Genomic DNA, 18,541 nt, shown 5'->3' with positions numbered 1-18,541 from the left:
TGCGCCCGCGCGCGCCGCTACGTTTCGCTTACTTCCACAGCGCGCAGCGCGTCTCCTGCTTGGTCCCGAACGCCTGCTCGCCCGGAATCGTCGCGAGCACCTTGTAGTAGTCCCACGGCTCCTTCGATTCCGACGGCTTCTTCACTTCCATCAGGTACATATCGTGGATCATGCTGCCGTCCGTGCGGATGTAGCCCTTCGCGTAGAAGTCGTTGATCTTGATCTTCTTCAGCTCGGCCATCACCTTGTCGGAGTCGGTCGTACCGGCGGCCTGGACCGCCTTCAGGTAGGTCGTCACCGACGAGTAGTCGGCCGCCTGCAGGCTCGACGGCATCTTCTTCATCTTGCCGAAGTAGCGCTGCGCCCACTGGCGCGACGCCGCGTCGCGATTCCAGTACCAGCTGTCGGTCAGCACGAGGCCCTGCGTCGTCTCGAGGCCCAGGCTGTGCACGTCGTCGATGAACATCAGCAGCGCGGCGAGCTTCATCGTCTTCGTGATGCCGAACTCCTTCGCGGCCTTGATCGAGTTGATCGTGTCGCCGCCCGCGTTCGCGAGGCCGAGGATCTGCGCCTTCGACGATTGCGCCTGCAACAGGAACGACGAGAAGTCCGACGCGGACAGCGGGTGACGCACCGTGCCGAGCACCTGGCCGCCGTTCGCCTTCACGACATCCGACGTGTTCTTCTCGAGCGCCTTGCCGAACGCATAGTCGGCGGTCAGGAAGAACCACGACTTGCCGCCCTGCTTCACCACCGCCGACCCGGTGCCCTTCGCGAGCGCCATCGTGTCGTACGCGTAGTGGACGGTGTACGGCGTGCACTGCTCGTTGGTCAGCGTGTCGGCGCCCGCGCCGATGTTGATGTAGACCTTCTTCTTCTCGCCCGCGACCTGGTTCATCGACAGCGCCGTCGCCGAGTTCGTGCCGCCGACCAGCAGGTCGAGCCCGCCGCGATCCATCCATTCGCGCGCCTTCGACGCGGCGATGTCGGCCTTGTTCTGGTGGTCGGCATAGACGACCTCGATCGGCTTGCCGAGCACCTTGCCGCCGAAGTCGGCGACCGCCATGCGGATCGCCTCGAGGCCGCCCTGCCCGTCGATGTCCGCGTAAAGCCCCGACATGTCGGTGATGAAGCCGATCTTCACGGTATCCGCGGCTTGGGCGGCGCCGGCAGTGAACGCGGCGGTCGCGAGCGCGAGACAAGCGTGTGCGAGGGTCTTCATTTTCATTGACGTCTCCTTGTTGTTCTGATGCGTTGTGGTTGTTCGAGGGCCGCCACGGCTAGCGGCAAAAGATACGGGGCGGCGTCACACCCCGAGCAGGTCGTGCAGGGTCGGCATCTTGCCTTCCAGTTCGGACGCACGGAAATGCTCGACGATCGTGCCGTGCTCCATCACGTAGAAGCGGTCGGCGAGCGGCGCGGCGAAGCGGAAATTCTGTTCGACCATCACGATCGTGTAGCCGCGCGCCTTCAGCGCGACGATCATCCGTGCGAGCGTCTGCACGATCACCGGCGCGAGGCCTTCGGAAATTTCGTCGAGCAACAGCAGGCTCGCGCCGGTGCGCAGGATCCGCGCGACCGCAAGCATCTGCTGTTCGCCGCCGGACAACCGCGTACCCTGGCTCTGCCGGCGCGACGCGAGGTTCGGAAACATCGCGTAGATCTCGTCGAGCGACATCGCGTGTTCGCGCGGCCCGATCGGCGGCGGCAGCATCAGGTTCTCCTCGCACGACAGGCTCGAGAAGATCCCGCGTTCCTCCGGGCAGTAGCCGACGCCGAAATGCGCGATGCGGTGCGTCGCGAGGCCGATCGTCTCGTTGCCCGCGACCTTGATCGACCCGCTGCGGCGGCCCGTGAGGCCCATGATCGCGCGCAGCGTCGTCGTGCGGCCCGCGCCGTTGCGGCCGAGCAGCGTGACGACCTCGCCGCGGTGCACCGTGAGGTCGACACCGTGCAATATGTGGGATTCCCCGTACCAGGCCTCCAGGCCCGTGATCTCCAGCGCGGGCGTACCGCTTTCGACGCCGCTCAATTCGCGTTCCTCCCGTTCGCTGTGCTTCATGCGTGCGCCCCCGCGAGCGCCGCGTCGGCGCTGCCCATGTAGGCCTCGATGACGAGCGGATTCTTCGATACCTCCGCATACGAGCCTTCGGCCAGCACCTCGCCGCGTTGCAGGACGGTGATCGTGTCGGAGATGCCCGCGATCACGTTCATGTTGTGCTCGACCATCAGGATCGTGCGGCCGCTCGCGACCTTCTTGATCAGCGCGGTCACGCGGTCGACGTCCTCGTGGCCCATCCCCTGCGTGGGCTCGTCGAGCAGCATCAATTCGGGTTCCATCGCGAGCGTCGTCGCGATCTCGAGCGCGCGCTTGCGGCCGTATGCGAGCTCGACGGTCGGTACCTGCGCGAAATCGGTGAGGCCGACCTGCGTGAGCAGGTCCATCGCGCGATCGTCGAGCCGCTTCAGCGTGCGTTCGCTGCGCCAGAAATGGAATTCGGTGCCGAGCGCGCGTTGCAGGCCGATGCGCACGTTCTGCAGCGCGGTCAGGTGCGGGAACACGGCCGAGATCTGGAACGAGCGGATGATGCCGCGCCGCGCAACCTGCGCGGGCCGCTCGTCGGTGATGTCGATCCCGTTGAAGACGATCTGGCCGGCCGTCGGTGTCAGGAACTTGGTGAGGAGGTTGAAGCAGGTCGTCTTGCCCGCGCCGTTGGGCCCGATCAGCGCATGGATCGCGCCGCGACGCACACGCAGGTTGACGCCGTTTACGGCGGTGAAACCCCTGAATTCCTTCGTCAGTCCGCGTGTTTCCAGAATCGTGTCGCCGAGAATCATGTTCCCTTCCGTACGAAGTCAGGCGAAGCACCGGGAAGCGTGGCGCAAGCGCCCGCGAACAGGTCAGCGGATCGGCCGGCTGCCCCCGGGCGCCGTGGTACGCCTCGAGGGTGGTCTCCCGCGCCGACGCGTATGCACATTGCGCAACATTGTCGCGCCGTTGGTGCAGTGCAATCATCGGGATTTGCACTTATAGGGCTGGCCGCCATGCCGCATGGGCTGTGCACGGTTTTTCGCCACGCTTTTTTGACACGTGCATCATCGTCCGTTGACCATCCGCACGGCCCTGCTCGCGCAACGAAAAAAGCCGCGCAACTGCGCGGCTTGCATGGATCTTGCCGTTCGAACCGCCGCAATCGACACGCGCGACGCAACGGCAGCTTGTTTCGCATATCGAATCAGCGGACGCCATCATGGCGGCCCGCTGTCGCGTGCGTCAGCGTTTCGTCACGCGACCGTCACCGCCGCGTCGGTTCGCACCGTCGTGGCTTCGCGCGCCGCGCGGCGATCGGCACGGATCATGTCGCTCGCGCGCTCGGCGATCATCAGCGTCGGCGAATTGGTGTTGCCCGATGTAATGAACGGCATCACCGATGCATCGACGATCCGCAGCCCGGCGATGCCGCGCACGCACAGCCGGCTGTCGACGACCGCGCGTTCGTCATCGGCACGCCCCATCCGGCAGGTGCCGACCGGATGGAAGATCGTCGTGCCGACGGCGCCGGCCGCCTCGATCAGCTCGGCCTCGGTCCGGTACTGCACGCCCGGCAGGATTTCCTCGGGACGGTAGCGCGCGAGCGCCGGCGCGGACGCGATCCGGCGCGTGAGGCGCAGCGCGTTCGCGGCGACCTGGCGATCGTGCCCGGTCGACAGATAGTTCGGCGCGATCGCGGGCGCCATGCCCGGATCGGCGCTCGCGATGTGCACGCTGCCGCGCGACGTCGGCCGCAGATGGCAGACGGACGCCGTAAACGCGTTGAAGCTGTGCAGCGGCTCGCCGAAGCGTTCGAGCGACAGCGGCTGCACGTGGTATTCGAGATCGGGCCGCGTGAGCGCGGGATCGTCGGGATCGGATTTCGCGAACGCGCCGAGCTGCGACGGTGCCATCGACATCGGCCCGCGCTGCAGCAGCGCATATTCCGCGCCGATCATCAGCTTGCCCCACCAGTGCGCGGACAGCGTGTTGAGCGTGCGCACGCCTTCGACGCGAAACGCCATCCGCAATTGCAGGTGATCCTGCAGGTTTTCGCCGACGCCGGGCAGATCGTGCACGACGTCGATGCCGAGCGCCTGCAGCCGCCGGCCGCAGCCGACCCCCGACAGTTCGAGCAGTTGCGGCGAATTCACGGCGCCGGACGTCAGCAGCACTTCCGCGCTCGCCCGCGCGACGTAATCGGTGCCGCCGCCGTGATACTCGACGCCGACCGCGCGCCGCCCTTCGAAGATCACGCGCTGCGCCTGTGCGCCGGTGATCACGGTCAGATTCGGGCGCGCCATCGCGGGCCGCAGGAACGCCTTCGACGTATTCCAGCGCACGCCGCGCTTCTGGTTCACCTCGAAATAGCCGACCCCGGAATTGTCGCCGCGATTGAAATCGTCGGTCGCCGGGATGCCCGTCTGCTGCGCGGCCTGCGCGAACGATTCGAGGATCTCCCAGCGCAGCCGCTGCTTCTCGACGCGCCAGTAGCCGCCCGCGCCGTGCGCGTCGCTCGCGCCCGCGTGGTGATCCTCGCTGCGCTTGAAGATCGGCAGCACGCTGTCCCACGACCAGCCGGCGTCGCCCGTTTCCTGCGCCCAGCTGTCGTAATCCTCGCGCTGGCCGCGCATGTAGATCATGCCGTTGATCGACGAGCAGCCGCCGAGCACGCGACCGCGCGGATACGACAGCGCGCGGCCGTTGAGCGCCGCTTCGGGCTGCGTCTTGTACAGCCAGTCGGTGCGCGGGTTGCCGATGCAATACAGATAACCGACCGGGATGTGGATCCAGTGATAGTCGTCCTTGCCGCCCGCTTCGAGGAGCAGCACGCGGATGTCGGGATCCTCGGTCAGGCGGTTCGCGAGCACGCAGCCCGCGGTGCCCGCGCCGACGATCACGTAATCGAATTCGCCTTCGAGCGTGCGTTGAGTAGTCACTTGTTTGTCTCCTGTCGACCCGAGTTAGCGCTTCAGCGCTTACTCGGGTCCCATGGCGTGGTTGGATGGAGTTAGCGCTTCAGCGCTTACTCCACCCCCACGGCGGTCGGTCCGAGTTAGTGCTTTAGCACTTACTCGGATCCCATAGCGTGGTTGGATAGAGTTAGCGCCTCAGCCCTTCCTCCGGCCCATCCAAATCTCGTTGTTGTGTGCCGCGCGTCATTTCCAGCATAGTGCGTCGCGCGCCGCGCTTGCGGCCCCACGCGCCACGACCGCTGAAGCGTACTCCGGCAGCCGGCCGTCGATCCAATGAGTTATGCTGAACTGCGTTATAAGCCGCGCTCATATCACGACGATGGATCTCACCCTGCTCCGCGCGTTCGCGACGGTCGCCCGCGAAGGCAACCTGACGCGCGCCGCCGCGCAACTGCACCTGACGCAGCCGGCCGTCAGCCTGCAGATCAAGCATCTGCAGGAAACGCTCGGCGTCGCGCTGTTCACGCGCACGTCGCGCGGGCTCGCGCTCACGCGCGACGGCCAGACGCTGCTGCCGCATGCGGAACGCGCGCTCGCCGCGGCCGCCGACGTGCAGCGCGCCGCTGCTGCGCTGCGGCACGAAGTGCGCGGCCGGCTGCGGATCGGCACGATCCTCGATCCGGGTTTCCTGCGGCTCGGCGGCTTCCTGCGCGCGCTGGTCGAGACCCATCCGCAGATCGAGACGGCGCTGCGGCACGGGATGTCGGGCTGGGTGATCGAACAGGTGCGCGCGCAGGCGCTCGACGTCGGCTACTACATCGGCCGGCCGGGCGAGGACGACCCGCTCGACGGCGCACTGTTCCATACCGTCACGCTCACGCATTTCCAGTACCGCGTGCTCGCACCGGCCGGCTGGAAGGAGCGTGTGCAGCGCGCGCACGACTGGCGCGCGCTCGCCGCGCTGCCGTGGATCTGGACGCCGCCGGCGTCCGCGCACCACCGGCTGCTGTCGCGGCGCTTCGCGAACGCCGGTGCGCAGCCCGTGAAGGTCGCCGAGGTCGACCAGGAGCAGTCGATGCTCGATCTCGTCAAATCGGGAATCGGGCTGACACTCGCGCGCGACTCGACCGCGCTGGCCGAAGCGCACACGCATGCGCTGACGATCGTCGAGCGCGTGACTGTGCCGACCGAACTGACGTTCGTGACGCTCGCCGAGCGGCGCGACGAACCGGCGATCGCGGCCGCGCTGCGGCTGATCGAAGCCCAGTGGGCGATATGAGCGGTGCTGATGAAGGCGCGACCGCCACGCACCGGGCGCCGGGGTCGCGCGCAACACGCGTCATCTCGCCACGCCCCCCGCCCGTCGTCACGCCACCATCCCCGCCTTTTTGCTAGATTGTGCGTTCGCACACCGCGAGACCCCTTATCGAAGGAGACCCGCATGGCCCGCAACATCGAGATCAAAGCCCGCGCCCGCGCATTCGACCAGCTGCGCGAACGCGCGGCGACACTCGCGACCGAAGCGCCGCTGTTCTACCGCCAGCAGGATTTCTTCTATGACGTGCCGCGCGGCCGGCTGAAGCTGCGCCGCTTCGAGGACGGCACGCCGGCCGAACTGATCTTCTACCAGCGCGACGACCGCGACGGCCCGAAGGCGTCGTACTACACGCGCAGCCCGGTGACGAATCCCGACGCAATGCACGCGCTGCTCGCCACCGCGCTGACCACCCGCGGGATCGTGACGAAGGAACGGCACGTGTACCTCGCGGGCCGCACGCGCATCCACCTCGACCGCGTCGACGGCCTCGGCGACTTCATCGAACTGGAAGTCGTGCTCGGCCCCGACGACGACGAAGCCGGCGGTGAAGCCGAAGCGCACGACGTGTTCACCAAGCTCGGCGTGTCGCAGGACGACCTCGTCGCGGTCGCGTACGTCGACCTGCTGAACGCGGACACGCCGCACGAGGCCGCCTGATCCGGCCCTGCCGGCGGCGCAGTACGCGCCGCCCTCAGCCCCGGTGCCGCGTCATGCGGCGCCGGGCGCCAGGTGCGCGAGCGGCAGCGCGCCGTTGCGCTTGAAGGTGGTCAGCACGATGTTCGAGCGCACGCTGTCGACGCCCGGCACGCGCATCAGCTTCTTCATCACGAACTGCGACAGCGCGTTCAGGTCCGGCGCGACGATCCGCAGCAGATAATCGGCATCGCCCACCACCGCATGGCATTCGAGCACTTCGGGCAGCACATCGATCTGCTGCTGGAACTGCTCGATGATCGAATCGCCATGGTGTTTCAGCTTCAGGCTCGTGAACGCGGTCACGCCGAGCCCGAGCTTTTCGGGGCGCAGCATCACGCGGTAGCCTTCGATCACGCCCGCCGCCTCGAGCCGCTGCAGCCGCCGGCCGATCTGCGACGGCGACAGCGGCACCTCCTCGCCGAGCTGCTGATGCGTCGCGCGACCGAAGCGCTGCAGCACGTCCAGCAGCGCGAGATCGAAGTGATCGAGTTCCAGCATGAGCATTCTCCGCATTGATTCGTGATTTTATGCGCGATTATCGCATCATCTGTCGAATCAACGCCAATATTGCGCCCATTCCGCGCGCAAGCCGCTCTACACTTGCATGGTTCACAACCACAGCGTGCAGAGCCTGATCATGTCCACCGTCGTCACCGCGAAACTGCAGGAGCAGTTCGACGCGGGCCTCGAAACCCGCGCGGATTTCACCATCGACCAGCCGCTGGCCCGCTACGGCCAGGTCGACCACGCGGTGTGGAAGCAGCTCTATGCGCGCCAGTCGGCGCTGCTGCGCGGGCGCGCGTGCGATGCGTTCGTCGCGGGGCTCGGGAAGATCGACCTGCCGGCCGATCGCGTGCCGTCGTTCGCCGACGTGAACCTCCAGCTGAAGCCGGCAACGGGCTGGGAGATCGTCGCGGTGCCGGGCCTCGTGCCCGACCGCGTGTTCTTCGAGCACCTCGCGAACCGGCGTTTCCCGGTCACCTGGTGGATGCGCCGTCCCGACCAGCTCGACTACCTGCAGGAACCCGACTGCTTCCACGACCTGTTCGGCCACGTGCCGCTGCTGATCGACCCGGTGTTCGCCGACTACATGCAGGCGTACGGCCGCACCGCACTCGCGGTCGCCGACGACGAAGCAGCGCTGGCGCGGCTCGCGCGGCTCTACTGGTATACGGTCGAATTCGGGCTGATCCGCGACCCGCGCGGCACGAACGGGCTGTCGATCTACGGCGCCGGGATCGTGTCGAGCAAGGGTGAAAGCCTGTACAGCCTGGAAAGCGCGGCGCCGAACCGGCTCGGCTTCGATCTCGAGCGCGTGATGCGCACGAAGTACCGGATCGATACGTTCCAGAAGACCTACTTCGTGATCGACGATTTCGCGCAGCTGTTCGCGCTCGCCGATGTGGACGGCCGCGCGCTGGCGGACCGGCTGGCGGCGCTGCCCGAATTCGCGGCCGGCGCGGTGCTCGCGACCGACCGCGTGCTGCACCGCGGCACGGGCGAAGGCTGGCCCGACGACGCCGACGCGTAACGCGCCAACGCGCGCCGCATTCCGGCCGGCCGCGGCCGGATGGCCGTCCCCGGATGCCCGTCCCACAACTATGAAACAATGACCGATGCCGGCTGCACCGCGCGGCGCAGCCGCGCGCGGGCGCCGTTACCGAACGAGAGGTGCAACATGATCCACAAGCTCACATCAGAAGAACGCAAGACCAGGCTCGAAGGCCTGCCGCTCTGGACGGCCGTGCCGGGCCGCGATGCGATCCAGCGCAGCCTGCGCTTCGCCGATTTCAACGAAGCCTTCGGCTTCATGACGCGCGTCGCGATCAAGGCGCAGGAAATGAACCACCATCCGGAATGGTTCAACGTGTACAACCGCGTCGACGTCACGCTGTCGACCCACGACGCCGACGGCCTGACCGAACGCGACATCGAACTGGCGCTGTTCATCGACCGTGCGGGCGCGCACGCGCACCCGGCCGCCTGAGGCCTTCCTCTACCGCCGCGCATCTTTCGATGCGCGGCGCGTCAACTTTTCATTTCGATGAACGTTTTCTAGGATGTAGTCAGCGAAAGCCTTCAGCTTTCCAAGCCATCCTTAAGGCGCACGTAAGTCTCGTACGCTTTCCGCGCCTTGGGGTCCAAACCTTCCAGTTGCAGCGCGCTTTCGCGCTGTACAATCAGCAGCGCATACGGCTTGGAGAGCGCGCTGGCCTCTTCGCAGAGTTTGAGTTCGTCGCCGCTCGACGGCGAGCGGGCGCGCCAGAAATTGATCGCGGCTTCAAGGTCGTTGATCGAGATATCGGACATGTTTGGATTTAATCGTTCGCTGGCCGCCACGCTTGATGTCGGTGATGCGGCGCCCCTGTGGAAACGGCGTCGTGCTGTCCGCGTGCCTGAACCGCCAACCCATTGTACTTGAGCGAACTTCATGCGACTCCTTCTGATCGAAGACGACCGCCCCATCGCACGCGGTATCCAGAGCAGCCTCGAGCAGGCTGGCTTCACCGTCGACATGGTGCATGACGGCATTTTTGCCGAACAGGCGCTGGCACAAAACCGCCACGAACTCGTGATCCTCGACCTCGGCCTGCCGGGCATCGACGGGATGACGTTGCTCACGCGCTTCCGCCAGACCAACCGCCACACGCCCGTGATCGTGCTGACCGCGCGTGACGAGCTGAACGACCGGATCCAGGGCCTGAATTCGGGCGCCGACGACTACATGCTCAAGCCGTTCGAGCCGGCCGAGCTCGAAGCGCGTATCCGCGCGGTGATGCGCCGCAGCGGCCCGCACAGCGACATGCCGCGTCCGGAAGTGTCGCTCGGCGGCGTCCGCCTGTCGGGCGTCGACCGCCGCATCTTCAACGACGACAAGCCGCTCGAACTGTCGCCGCGCGAATTCGCGGTGCTCGAGATGCTGCTGCTGCGTCACGGCCGCGTCGTCAGCAAGGCCCAGCTGCAGGATCACCTCACGCACTTCGGCGGCGATCTCGGCGATACCGCGATCGAAGTCTATGTGCACCGCGTGCGCAAGAAACTCGAACAGTGCCGTGTCGAAATCGTCACGGTGCGCGGCTTCGGCTACCTGCTGCAGGAAATCCGCCAGACGGCGAGCGTCTGAGCGGCGCCGCGTCGGCCGGCCGCGTGCCGCCGGCGTCCGCGCCCTGCCCCGCGTCGTCGCCCGGCGCACGACCGCGCCGCTCCCCGTGAGCGGCGCTTATCCATTTGCCCGTCGAAATGTCTCCTGATCCGGCTGTGACCACCAGCCTGCGCCGCTCGCTGCTCCGGCGCCTCGCCGCGCCGCTGTCGATGCTCGCGCTAATGAGCGGCCTGATCGCCTACTGGCTCGCGTGGCAATACACGCAGCACGTGATCGACCGCTCGCTCGCCGATCTCGCGACCGCCATCTCGAAACAGATCCAGATCGCCGGCCCCGACGCGCCATTCACGGTGCCGCCGCTCGCGCAGGCGATGTTCTCCGATCCCGCCGAAGCGCTGATCTACCGGATTAGCGACGGCGAACAGGAACTCGCCGGCGATCCGAAGCTGCCGCTGCAGGGCATCAACGTGCGCCGCATGCATCACGCGTACGTGTTCGAGGCCGAGTACGACAACCGCGCGGTGCGGGTCGCGCAGGTACGTGTCGACGATGTCGAGGGCGGCAAGCCGATGGTCGTCGAGGTCGCGCAGCCGGTGCGGCACCGCTACCGGATCGCGGCCGAATTCCTGGTCGCGATCATGATGCCGCTGCTGCTGCTGCTGCTCGCGGGCTGGGGCATCGTCTGGCGCGTCGTGAACCAGCAGCTCGGCCCGCTCACGCATCTCGCCGATTCGCTGAACCGACAGACCCACACGTCGCTGGAGCCGGTCGACGAAACCGAAGTGCCGCTGGAGATCCGGCCGCTGACGAGCGCGATGAACGCACTGCTCGGCCGCCTGAAGACCGCGCTCGACGCGCAGCGCAAGTTCATCGCCGATGCCGCGCACCAGTTGCGCACACCGCTCACCGCCGTGAAGCTGCATGCCGAGCAGGCGGCCGTCGCGCGTGACCCGCACCAGACCTTCGCCGCGGTGCGCGAGCTGCGCGCGGCCGCCGACCGCGCGGTGCGGCTGTCGAACCAGCTGCTGTCGCTCGCCCGTGCGGAACCGGGCGAACAGGCCGCGCGTTTCGTCGACGTCGACCTCGCGGCGATGGCGTTCGAGACGGGCGCCGAATGGGTGCCGCGCGCGCTCGCGTCGCATGTCGACCTCGGCTTCCAGCGCAGCGACGACCCCGGCGACGACCATAAGCTGACCGTGCGCGGCAACCCCGTGCTGCTGCGCGAGGTGATCGCGAACCTGCTCGACAATGCGCTGAAATACGTGCCGCTCGCGCGGCCGGACGGCGCGCGGATCACGGTGAACGTCGCGCGCGGCGCACTCGAGGACGGCCAGCCGGCCGCCGAGATCGTCGTCGAGGACAACGGCCCAGGCGTCCCCGCGAACCAGCAGGCCGACCTGTTCAAGCGCTTCTTCCGCGGCGACGCGCAAAGCGGCAACGGCGTCGAGACCGGCGCCGGGCTCGGTCTCGCGATCGTGCACGACATCATCGCGATGCATGGCGGCACCGTGTCGTACGAGGATGCGTCGGGAGGCGGCTCGCGCTTCGTGGTGAGGGTACCGCTCGCCGCGCACACGGAGAAGCCGGCCAGCGAAACGCCGGCGGCCGCGTCGACGCACTGAGTTGAGCGATAACCGGGTGCTTTACGGCGGGCGGGCGACCGTTGGCCGGCTCGCCCGCCGGATCAAGAAGCAGGAACAACGGCGGCGCAGCGCGGCAACCGTCCGCCGAAACGGCAGCGGGAGCGCACGGTGCGCCGCCGCCTGCGTTACTTCCTGCTTTTCTTGTCCTTCGATTTGGACTCGGACTTGCCGTCCTTCTTGTCCTTCTTCTTTTTCTTCTTATCGCCGTCGTCCGACGTCGCGAGCAGCGTGCCGCGGCACGCGGCCGCGCCGCAATGGCACGCGTATTCGCGCTTGAGCGTCTTCGTCAGCTTCGCGTCGATCACGAGGCCGTAGTCGTAGAACAGCTCCTCCTCCGGCCCGATGTCGCGCAGCGCGTGGATGTACACGCGGCCTTTGACTTCCTCGGCTTCGCAGTTCGGCGCGCACGAATGATTGATCCAGCGCGCGCTGTTGCCGTCGATCTTGCCGTCGATCACGCCGCCTTCGTCCAGTGCGAAGTAGAACGTATGGTTCGGCTCGCTCGGGTCGTGCGGATGGCGGCGCAGCGCTTCCTTCCACGAAATTCGTTCGCCCTTGTATTCCACTACGCGCTCGCCGGCCTTGATCGGCGCCACGGCGAACACGCCCTTGCCGTGTACTCCCGAGCGGCGCACCGCGATCCTGCGTGAACTCATCGAACGAATCCTTGTGAAGACGAATGAATGGAAGACGGCCGCGACCGCGGCCTGGCGTCGCGCAAAACGAAAACGCGGCACCGGGTGGTGCCGCGTCGGGGCATGCGGCGAATCACCCGCATCCTACACGTTCACGATTGCTTCGTTCAACATCGCGCGCAATATTGCGCGCTTGACGCTCAACGCTGGCCGAAGGCGATGTCGCCGAACAACGCCTTGTGCTCGCGCGGCTGCGAGCGCCAGTACTGCGGCGGCGCCGTCACCTGCGCGCCGAGCTCGGCCGCCGCGTGCCACGGCCAGCGCGGGTCGTACAGCATCGCGCGCGCCATCGCGACGAAATCGGCATCGCCGGACTCGATGAGCCGGTTCGCATGCGCGGGCTCGTTGATCAGGCCGACCGCGATCGTCGGCATGCCGACCGCGCGCTTCACGGCCTGCGCGAACGGCACCTGGTAACCGGGCGACAGCGGAATCTTCTGCAGCGGCGATACGCCGCCGGACGACACGTCGATCCAGTCGCAGCCGCGGCGCTTCAGTTCGTGCGCGAACGCAATCGTGTCGTCGAGTTCCCAGCCGCCTTCGACCCAGTCGGTCGCGGACACGCGCACGCCGACCGGCCGATCGTCCGGAAACGCCGCGCGCACGATCTCGAAGATTTCGAGCGGAAAACGCATCCGGTTTTCGAGCGAGCCGCCGTATTCGTCGGTGCGCTGGTTCGCGAGCGGTGACAGGAACTGGTGCAGCAGGTAGCCGTGCGCCGCGTGCACTTCGATCGCGTCGATGCCGAGCCGCGCCGCGCGCTTCGCGGCGGCCGCGAATGCGTCGCGGATCCGGTTCAGGCCCGCTGCGTCGAGCGCGAGCGGCGGCGTCTCGCCGTCCTTGTGCGGCACGGCCGACGGCCCGTGCGGCAGCCACCCGCCGTCGGCGACCGACACGAGCTGGCCGCCCTCCCACGGCGCGGCGCTCGACGCCTTGCGCCCCGCGTGCGACAACTGCATCGCGACGGGGATCGGCGAATGCTTGCGGATCGCGGCCAGCACCGGTTTCAGCGCGGCTTCGGTCACGTCGTCCCAGAGGCCGAGGTCGCCGTGCGTGATGCGCCCGTCGGGCTCGACGGCAGTCGCCTCGATGCAGAGTAGCCCCGCGCCGGACAGCGCAAGATGGCCGAGGTGAATCATGTGCCAGTCGGTCGCCTCGCCGCGCTCGGCCGAATACTGGCACATCGGGGAAATCACGATCCGGTTCGGAAGAGTCACGCCGCGGAGCGTGAACGGGGAAAACAGCGCTGTCATGGAGGCCGCTCGCCAGGAAAGGGAAAGAGCGGACGAGCGTAGCACGCAGTCTTGAAGCGTGCAGTTGGCGTGCGTGGCAGTAAGCGGATGGTCAGGTGCGGCCGGCAGCTTGCCGGCGATGCTGGAAACGCGAGGGACGCAACGACACGCCGGCCTGCAACGGATGCAGGCCGGGCAACAGGTTCGCGGCGACCGGCGCCGCCCGCGACGTCAGAGCCCGACGCTGTCGAGCCACTCCGCGAACATGCGCCGCGCAGCCGTCTCGAGCACGGGGCCATGCTGCGCGGTATCGGCGCGCAACTGGCGCGCGTCGATGCCGGGCGTCGCGGCGATTTCGCCCGCGTTCCCGATCAGCCAGGGTTCGAAGCGGTCCGTGCGGATTTCCGGATGACACTGCAGCGCCAGCACGTGCTGCCCCCACGCGAATGCCTGGTGGCGGCACGCCGGCGTCGACGCGAGATGAATCGCACCGCCCGGCAGGTCGAACGTGTCGCCATGCCAGTGCAGCATCGACGTCGCCGCGCCATCGAGATGGCGCAGCGGCGACGCGCGGCCGGCATCGGTGAGCGCCAGCGGCGCCCAGCCGAGTTCGTGCTGCGCAGCCGGATAGACGCGCGCGCCGAGCGCACGGGCGATGAACTGCGCGCCGAGGCAGATGCCGAGAATCGGCAGCCCCGCGTCGATGCGCTGGCGTACGAGCGCCGCGAGCGGCGCGATCGTCGGATACTCCGCATCGTCGTACACGCTGAGCGGCCCGCCAAGCACGACGAACAGCGACGGCGCGAGCGGGTCGAGCACCTCGACCCGCGACGACCCGACATCGACGTAGCGCACCCGCCGGCCCCGTTCGCCGAGCACCTGCTCGAAGCTCCCGAGATCCTCGAAATGCACGTGGCGGATCGCCACGACTTCAGCGTTCATCATCGGCCTCCCGGTCGATCGACGGACGTCAGCCGGCGAAAATCTTCCAGGTCTTCTTCTGCGTCGCCGCGTCGGCTTCTTCCTGCACCGAACAGTCGAGACGCAGGTCGCTGTCGGACATCGAGATGTCGAGCGCCGCGCAGTGATGCACGGTCTTCTTCGACAGCTTGCCCGGCTGGAAGTGGGCGCACGTCACGCACATGCGCTGCGGCGGCGTCGCACCGGCCACCTGCAGTTCGCGCAGCGTCTTCAGCAGCGCGCGATACAACGCGCCCTGCTCGTCCGCGCCGAGCTTGCCGACCGCTTTCGTCAGGAATTCCGGCCATTGCAGCGCCTTCTTCGCGGCCGTACGGCCACGGGCCGACAGGCGCACGGCCAGCGCGCGGCCATCGTCCAGCGCACGGCGCTTCTCGACGAGCCCCTTCGTCTCGAGCGTGCTGACCGCATCGCTCGTGGTGGCTGCGGTGAGCTGCGTCTCGCGCGCGATCTCGCCGAGCCGCATCGGACCCTTGCGCTGCAGCAGCAGCACGAGAATCTCGCCCTGCGTCGGCGTGAGGCCCGCGCCTTCCGCCCAATCCCATGCCTGGCTTCGCATGGCCGTACTCAACCGCAGCAGGCTGTGGGTGACACGTCCCGAAGCCTGGTTCCCGTAAACGCCTTCGCTCATAGTCTTTTCGCTTTGCCGCCGCCCGGATTGCCGAGCGGCCGTAGTGTGGAGATCGAATGTCTATCTCAAAACAGACGCACTCTTGCGAGTGCGTCAGCACGGCCGTCGCGAGGCACACGCGGCGGTCGCGTTCGCGGCGACCGGTGAGACACGCGTCGTTCCGGTGTCCGCAAAGCCGACATTCTAAGCGACAGTGGAAAATCGCACAGCTAAGTTATCCCCTGCATTCTGTGGAAAATCGCTGGATAACTGAAATTTTTCGTTGTGCCTGCTATGCCGCGCGCCCGCGGATCGGGGCGCGCAAACATTTTCCTGTTCGGATCGGCCATCGGGGGAATGGCAATGATCCACCGGGTTATCCCACCCGCAGACCGTTGACTTTGCAGCGGAATATCGGGTTATCCACAGATTTTCAGGACGACTGGCAACGATTTCGGCCTGAAACAGCGCCGAGCGTCGTTCAGCGAATCGCGACGCGGTCGAGCCTGCAATCTGCAAAACATTTTTTCATTCACGCCAACGTAAGCACTGCTGGCGGACCGTCTCGTTCAGCGATTTTTCCTGTTTGAAAACGGTTCTCAACCACGATGCGTCGTTCACGCGCGCTTTCGCCAGCGCGCCGATCTCGTCGAGCGCCGCGCGCGAGCCGAGCGCGGCCGCATGCGGCGCGATCCGGTCGAGCGTGTCGAGGATGTCTTCCGCGATCGTGCGGCGTTCACCCGTCTGAGGATTCACGCAGGTGCCCTCGAGCCCGAAGCGGCACGCTTCGAAACGGTTGAACGTGTAGACGAGGTAGTCGTCCTCCGACAGCTTCAGCGGCCGGTCGGTCAGCAGGTAGCGCGCGAGCGTCTGGATGTAGCAGGCGATCGCCGCCGCCCGGTCGACCGACAGCGGCGTGTCCATCACGCGCACCTCGATCGTGCCGAAGCCGGGCTTCGGGCGGATGTCCCAGTAGAAGTCCTTCATCGAGTTGACGACGCCGGTGTTCACCATTTTCGTGAAGTACTCCTCGAAGCTGTCCCAGGTCAGCACGAACGGCGCGCGGCCCGACAGCGGGAACGCGAACACCGAATTCAGGCGTGCCGACTGGAAGCCCGTGTCGACGTTCTGCACGAACGGCGACGACGCGGACAGCGCGATGAAGTGCGGAATGAAGCGCGACATCGAGTGCAGCAGGAACAGCGCGCTGTCGGAATCGGGACAGCCGATGTGGACGTGCTGGCCGAACACGGTGAACTGTTTGGCCAGGTAGCCGTACAGCTCGGAGATGTACTGGAAGCGCGGCGCGTCGTAGATCTGCCGGTCGCTCCATTGCTGGAACGCGTGCGTGCCGCCGCCGGCGAGCCCGACGTTGAGCTGGTCGGCCGCCTTCACGAGCACGTCCCGGATCGCATGCAGCTCGCTGACCGCCTGCTCGTGCGTATGGCAGATGCCGGTCGACAGCTCGATCATGCTCTCGGTGATTTCCGGCGTGATGTTGCCCGGAAAGGTCTCGCCCTGGATCAGGCGCATCAGGTCGGATGCAGCCTTGGTCAGGTCGTAGTTGTGCGTGTTGACGACCTGGATCTCCAGTTCGACGCCGAACGTGAACGGTTCGGAATTGACGAAGGTTTCGAGTGCCATGGCAGGTTCCTGAATCAGTTGCTGTCGCTGCGTTCACCGACCGCCGACAGGCATCGGTAGACGACGAACGGACTGACGAGCTGCAAGACCACGATCGTGCACATCACGATCGCGCGCAGGTGCGGGTCGAAATTCGGATAGAGCTGGTAGGTATCGTCGACGAGCAGGTACGACAGCGCGGACATCGGCGTGAGCGCGATGCCGAGCGCGACGCCCTGCTTCAACCCGATGCCGCTCGGCTTCGCGAACGCGACGACGCCGGCCAGCTTCGCGACGAGCCGCGTGACGATCAGCACGATCGCGAGCAGCCCGCCGAGCGCGAGGTCGCCCCACGTGAACGACGTGAGCGTCAGCACGAACAGGACCACCGTCAGCAGCCAGCCGGCCGTGCCGAAGTGCTCGGGCCACAGCTGCGGACGCGCTTCGAGGTTCTTCACGATGATGCCGGCGAGCAGCAGCGTGAGCAGCGTCGACAGCTTCAGCGCCTGTGCCACCGCGATCGCAAGCATCACGAGCCCGAACAGTGCGACGAACGAATGCTCGTCGCGCATCGTCGACGTCATGTGGCGAAACAGGAAATTGCACGAACGCGCGACCAGGTACGCGACGATGAACGAACCGGCGATCAGGTACAGCGGCTGCAGGATCGTCGCGAAAACGTTGCCGTACGCTTCCTGGTGGAGCCAGCTGGTCACGAGCTTGGTCAGCACGATCGCGTACACGCTGTTCAGCGCGGTGAGCGTGATGAGCCGCTGTGACACCTGCCCTTCCGCGCGCAGTTCGGTCTTGAGCTGGATCACCATCGACGGCGATGTCGCGATCGCGATCGCCGACAGCACCAGCGCAACCATCCCCGATACGCCGAGCGCGAGCATCACGAACAGCACGAGCACGAACGTCAGCGTGGCTTCGGCGAGGCTCGACGCGATGAGCCACGGATTGCGCCGGATCCAGCGCAGGTCGAGGCGGCTGCCGAGCTCGAACAGCAGCAGGCCGAGCGCGACGTCGATCAGCAGCCGCGAGGTTTCGTCGGTGCTCGCGTCGATCACGCCGAAACCGAACGAACCGGCGATCAGGCCGATCACCGCATAGCCGGTAATGCGCGGCAGGCGCCACGCGCGATAGCACAGCTCGCCGCACAGGCCGGCCGCGAACAACGCGAGCCCGGCCCAGAACACGGCATCCGGCGCAAGCGGCCAGTTGGGCAGAAATGAGAACGCCGACTTCATCGTGGTGACTTCTCCTTTGGAAGCAACCGCCAGCGACGCAGGGTCAAACGTCAGAAATGGATACGCGCCGGCTGGGTGTCGCCCCGAATTTGATTGTTGTGGTCGACGACGGCGGGACATGGGATCCGCCTGTTCCGCCACTCGGCGGAACGTCGCACAGATTGCCGATCTGGATTGTCGGCCTGGTGTGTGAACGGACAGCGCAGTCTCGAAGATTCAGATTCGAAAACGTGCCGACCGTTCCATTGAAGCATGTCCGGCGCCTGGCCGAACGAACGCGAAGGACACCGATTGTGCCACAGCTTTTTCGGTCTGGAACCCATTGAATCGACTCGCGGCGCTGTGCGGCACCTCAGGTCTTTGGTTTCAAAGGTTTACTTGTATATATACGTAGTAGAAGTTAACAAGACCGGCACAGTTCTGTGGATAACTTCGGTTTACGCTGA

The 18,541-nt window shown here is 66.5% G+C and carries 18 protein-coding genes; 6 read left to right on the top strand and 12 right to left on the bottom strand.

What is annotated here, in order from left to right; all coding sequences use genetic code 11:
* Window positions 1-28: 28 nt before the first annotated feature.
* From H3H55_RS00440 to H3H55_RS00425, 4 genes are all read right to left on the bottom strand, one after another.
* Window positions 29-1,228 (bottom strand): ABC transporter substrate-binding protein, encoded by a 1,200-nt coding sequence (locus H3H55_RS00440; RefSeq protein ID WP_193097388.1) that lies wholly within the window; start codon window positions 1,226-1,228, stop codon window positions 29-31.
* Window positions 1,229-1,306: 78 nt separating this feature from the next.
* Complete coding sequence (locus H3H55_RS00435) at window positions 1,307-2,062, bottom strand: ABC transporter ATP-binding protein (RefSeq protein ID WP_048247938.1); 756 nt, start codon at window positions 2,060-2,062, stop codon at window positions 1,307-1,309.
* The gene (locus H3H55_RS00430; RefSeq protein ID WP_021160426.1) at window positions 2,059-2,838 is read right to left on the bottom strand and encodes an ABC transporter ATP-binding protein; all 780 of its coding nucleotides are present in this window, start codon (window positions 2,836-2,838) and stop codon (window positions 2,059-2,061) included. Before H3H55_RS00430 ends, H3H55_RS00435 begins: the two co-directional genes overlap by 4 nt.
* Before the next feature lie 447 nt (window positions 2,839-3,285).
* On the bottom strand, window positions 3,286-4,971 hold the full coding sequence (locus H3H55_RS00425) for a GMC family oxidoreductase (protein ID WP_193097387.1): 1,686 nt from the start codon (window positions 4,969-4,971) through the stop codon (window positions 3,286-3,288).
* Between the two features lie 355 nt (window positions 4,972-5,326).
* On the opposite strand from H3H55_RS00425, the gene H3H55_RS00420 reads away from it, so the two are divergent.
* Window positions 5,327-6,226 carry a LysR family transcriptional regulator gene (locus tag H3H55_RS00420; protein WP_193097386.1) on the top strand — a complete coding sequence of 300 codons (900 nt, stop codon included), beginning with the start codon at window positions 5,327-5,329 and terminating at the stop codon, window positions 6,224-6,226.
* 162 nt (window positions 6,227-6,388) lie between these two features.
* Window positions 6,389-6,922 carry a class IV adenylate cyclase gene (locus H3H55_RS00415; RefSeq protein WP_129513353.1) on the top strand — a complete coding sequence of 178 codons (534 nt, stop codon included), beginning with the start codon at window positions 6,389-6,391 and terminating at the stop codon, window positions 6,920-6,922.
* A gap of 51 nt (window positions 6,923-6,973) precedes the next feature.
* On the opposite strand, the gene H3H55_RS00410 is transcribed toward H3H55_RS00415, so the two are convergent.
* Window positions 6,974-7,459, bottom strand: coding sequence for an Lrp/AsnC family transcriptional regulator (locus tag H3H55_RS00410; RefSeq protein ID WP_006408082.1), 486 nt, complete (start codon window positions 7,457-7,459; stop codon window positions 6,974-6,976).
* Window positions 7,460-7,598: 139 nt separating this feature from the next.
* Here H3H55_RS00410 and phhA point away from each other — a divergent pair, with 139 nt between their 5' ends.
* Window positions 7,599-8,492, top strand: coding sequence for a phenylalanine 4-monooxygenase (gene phhA / locus H3H55_RS00405; RefSeq protein ID WP_226799894.1), 894 nt, complete (start codon window positions 7,599-7,601; stop codon window positions 8,490-8,492).
* Window positions 8,493-8,570: 78 nt separating this feature from the next.
* A complete protein-coding gene (locus H3H55_RS00400) occupies window positions 8,571-8,948 on the top strand; it encodes a 4a-hydroxytetrahydrobiopterin dehydratase (protein WP_264299658.1) in 378 nt (125 codons plus the stop codon).
* 92 nt (window positions 8,949-9,040) lie between these two features.
* On the opposite strand, the gene H3H55_RS00395 is transcribed toward H3H55_RS00400, so the two are convergent.
* Window positions 9,041-9,271 carry a DUF3717 domain-containing protein gene (locus tag H3H55_RS00395; RefSeq protein WP_034183818.1) on the bottom strand — a complete coding sequence of 77 codons (231 nt, stop codon included), beginning with the start codon at window positions 9,269-9,271 and terminating at the stop codon, window positions 9,041-9,043.
* 121 nt (window positions 9,272-9,392) lie between these two features.
* Between H3H55_RS00395 and H3H55_RS00390 the strand changes: the two genes are divergently transcribed.
* Window positions 9,393-10,085 (top strand): response regulator transcription factor, encoded by a 693-nt coding sequence (locus H3H55_RS00390; RefSeq protein WP_006401494.1) that lies wholly within the window; start codon window positions 9,393-9,395, stop codon window positions 10,083-10,085.
* A 116-nt stretch (window positions 10,086-10,201) separates the two neighbouring features.
* The gene (locus H3H55_RS00385) at window positions 10,202-11,686 is read left to right on the top strand and encodes a sensor histidine kinase (RefSeq protein ID WP_129513351.1); all 1,485 of its coding nucleotides are present in this window, start codon (window positions 10,202-10,204) and stop codon (window positions 11,684-11,686) included.
* Window positions 11,687-11,832: 146 nt separating this feature from the next.
* Here H3H55_RS00385 and H3H55_RS00380 read toward each other — a convergent pair whose 3' ends face one another.
* The 6 genes from H3H55_RS00380 to H3H55_RS00355 form a co-directional block, all read right to left on the bottom strand.
* Window positions 11,833-12,363 carry an SET domain-containing protein gene (locus tag H3H55_RS00380; protein WP_193097384.1) on the bottom strand — a complete coding sequence of 177 codons (531 nt, stop codon included), beginning with the start codon at window positions 12,361-12,363 and terminating at the stop codon, window positions 11,833-11,835.
* A gap of 179 nt (window positions 12,364-12,542) precedes the next feature.
* On the bottom strand, window positions 12,543-13,655 hold the full coding sequence (locus H3H55_RS00375) for an NADH:flavin oxidoreductase/NADH oxidase (protein ID WP_193097383.1): 1,113 nt from the start codon (window positions 13,653-13,655) through the stop codon (window positions 12,543-12,545).
* Window positions 13,656-13,865: 210 nt separating this feature from the next.
* The gene (locus tag H3H55_RS00370; RefSeq protein WP_193097382.1) at window positions 13,866-14,576 is read right to left on the bottom strand and encodes a glutamine amidotransferase; all 711 of its coding nucleotides are present in this window, start codon (window positions 14,574-14,576) and stop codon (window positions 13,866-13,868) included.
* A 28-nt stretch (window positions 14,577-14,604) separates the two neighbouring features.
* Window positions 14,605-15,243: a MarR family winged helix-turn-helix transcriptional regulator gene (locus H3H55_RS00365; protein WP_043184842.1), complete on the bottom strand. Its 639-nt coding sequence runs from the start codon at window positions 15,241-15,243 to the stop codon at window positions 14,605-14,607.
* A 507-nt stretch (window positions 15,244-15,750) separates the two neighbouring features.
* Window positions 15,751-16,866: a YbdK family carboxylate-amine ligase gene (locus H3H55_RS00360; protein ID WP_048247951.1), complete on the bottom strand. Its 1,116-nt coding sequence runs from the start codon at window positions 16,864-16,866 to the stop codon at window positions 15,751-15,753.
* A gap of 14 nt (window positions 16,867-16,880) precedes the next feature.
* A complete protein-coding gene (locus H3H55_RS00355; RefSeq protein WP_129513347.1) occupies window positions 16,881-18,095 on the bottom strand; it encodes a cation:proton antiporter in 1,215 nt (404 codons plus the stop codon).
* Window positions 18,096-18,541 lie beyond the last annotated feature (446 nt).

It is taken from the genome of Burkholderia sp. Z1 (assembly GCF_014893795.1).
Classification (GTDB): Bacteria; Pseudomonadota; Gammaproteobacteria; order Burkholderiales; family Burkholderiaceae; genus Burkholderia; species Burkholderia theae.
The sequence above is the reverse complement of the archived record's forward strand: the minus strand, read 5'-3'. Positions and strand labels throughout refer to the sequence as shown.

Bases quoted from the DNA above. Each gene is read 5' to 3' on its own strand.
- H3H55_RS00385 (WP_129513351.1), top strand. From the start codon at position 10,202: ATGTCTCCTGATCCGGCTGTGACCACCAGCCTGCGCCGCTCGCTGCTC.
- H3H55_RS00420 (WP_193097386.1), top strand. From the start codon at position 5,327: ATGGATCTCACCCTGCTCCGCGCGTTCGCGACGGTCGCCCGCGAAGGC.
- H3H55_RS00435 (WP_048247938.1), bottom strand. From the start codon at position 2,062: ATGAAGCACAGCGAACGGGAGGAACGCGAATTGAGCGGCGTCGAAAGC.
- H3H55_RS00415 (WP_129513353.1), top strand. From the start codon at position 6,389: ATGGCCCGCAACATCGAGATCAAAGCCCGCGCCCGCGCATTCGACCAG.
- H3H55_RS00430 (WP_021160426.1), bottom strand. From the start codon at position 2,838: ATGATTCTCGGCGACACGATTCTGGAAACACGCGGACTGACGAAGGAA.
- H3H55_RS00390 (WP_006401494.1), top strand. From the start codon at position 9,393: ATGCGACTCCTTCTGATCGAAGACGACCGCCCCATCGCACGCGGTATC.
- H3H55_RS00380 (WP_193097384.1), bottom strand. From the start codon at position 12,363: ATGAGTTCACGCAGGATCGCGGTGCGCCGCTCGGGAGTACACGGCAAG.
- H3H55_RS00375 (WP_193097383.1), bottom strand. From the start codon at position 13,655: ATGACAGCGCTGTTTTCCCCGTTCACGCTCCGCGGCGTGACTCTTCCG.
- H3H55_RS00370 (WP_193097382.1), bottom strand. From the start codon at position 14,576: ATGAACGCTGAAGTCGTGGCGATCCGCCACGTGCATTTCGAGGATCTC.
- phhA (WP_226799894.1), top strand. From the start codon at position 7,599: ATGTCCACCGTCGTCACCGCGAAACTGCAGGAGCAGTTCGACGCGGGC.
- H3H55_RS00355 (WP_129513347.1), bottom strand. From the start codon at position 18,095: ATGAAGTCGGCGTTCTCATTTCTGCCCAACTGGCCGCTTGCGCCGGAT.
- H3H55_RS00365 (WP_043184842.1), bottom strand. From the start codon at position 15,243: ATGAGCGAAGGCGTTTACGGGAACCAGGCTTCGGGACGTGTCACCCAC.
- H3H55_RS00410 (WP_006408082.1), bottom strand. From the start codon at position 7,459: ATGCTGGAACTCGATCACTTCGATCTCGCGCTGCTGGACGTGCTGCAG.
- H3H55_RS00440 (WP_193097388.1), bottom strand. From the start codon at position 1,228: ATGAAAATGAAGACCCTCGCACACGCTTGTCTCGCGCTCGCGACCGCC.
- H3H55_RS00400 (WP_264299658.1), top strand. From the start codon at position 8,571: ATGACCGATGCCGGCTGCACCGCGCGGCGCAGCCGCGCGCGGGCGCCG.
- H3H55_RS00395 (WP_034183818.1), bottom strand. From the start codon at position 9,271: ATGTCCGATATCTCGATCAACGACCTTGAAGCCGCGATCAATTTCTGG.
- H3H55_RS00360 (WP_048247951.1), bottom strand. From the start codon at position 16,866: ATGGCACTCGAAACCTTCGTCAATTCCGAACCGTTCACGTTCGGCGTC.